The 1,038-nt window shown below is 49.7% G+C and carries 1 protein-coding gene; it reads left to right on the top strand.

From position 1 onward, the window contains the following. Positions 1 to 1,038: alpha-amylase family glycosyl hydrolase (locus tag ACYVGO_RS38770; protein ID WP_460974165.1), on the top strand; the 1,038-nt coding region annotated here is incomplete at both ends.

Raw genomic sequence — 1,038 nt, 5'->3', positions numbered from 1 at the left:
GTGGCCCGAAGATTCGGCATCGTACTTTGGAGATGGCGATGAATGCCACATGAACTACCATTTCCCGGTCATGCCCCGCCTGTTTATGTCGCTTCAGATGGAAGACCGGTATCCAATTACCGATATTTTCGACCAGACACCCGCCATTCCCGACAATTGCCAGTGGGCTATTTTCCTGCGTAACCACGATGAGCTGACCCTCGAAATGGTGACCGACGAGGAGCGGGATTATATGTATAAAACCTACGCTAAAGACCCCAAAGCGAAAATCAATCTGGGTATCCGGCACCGGCTGGCCCCGTTATTGGGAAACAACCGGAAGAAAATAGAGCTGATGAACAGCCTGCTGTTTTCGTTGCCGGGCACACCCGTTATTTACTATGGCGACGAAATCGGGATGGGCGACAATGTCTACCTGGGCGACCGCGACGGCGTACGCACCCCCATGCAATGGTCGCCGGATCGGAATGCGGGGTTCTCAACGGCGAATCCTCACAAACTATACCTGCCCACCATTCTCGACCCGGAGTATCATTATGAATCCGTCAATGTAGAAACCCAGCAACAGAATACATCGTCATTGTTCTGGTTCATGAAGCGGATGATCACACTGCGCAAAAAACACAAAGCTTTTGGCCGGGGGGACCTGAACTTTCTGACTGTCGAAAACCCCAAAGTGCTGGCTTTTACGCGAACCTATGCCGATGAAACCCTTCTGTTCGTCATTAACCTTTCGAAGTTTTCGCAGCCCGCCCAGATTGAATTAACGGGGTTTAGTGGATACGTGCCGGTTGAAGCGTTCAGTCAAAATTCGTTTCCCATTGTTTCTGAAAATGAAACGTATTTTTTTACACTGGCACCACATGATTATCAATGGTTCGTGCTGGAAAAAACCCATACGGACGTAATCCCTGCTTTCCAGTTACCGACAATTAATGTGGCGCTATGGGGGCAGATTTTGAGCAATGGCACCCGCGAGCGACTGGAAACAAAGGTTTTGCCGGATTATTTACTCCGAACAGACTGGTTTAGCGAGAA

The sequence above is a fragment of the Spirosoma migulaei genome (genome assembly GCF_054776855.1).
This window is presented reverse-complemented; position numbering and strand designations above follow the sequence as displayed.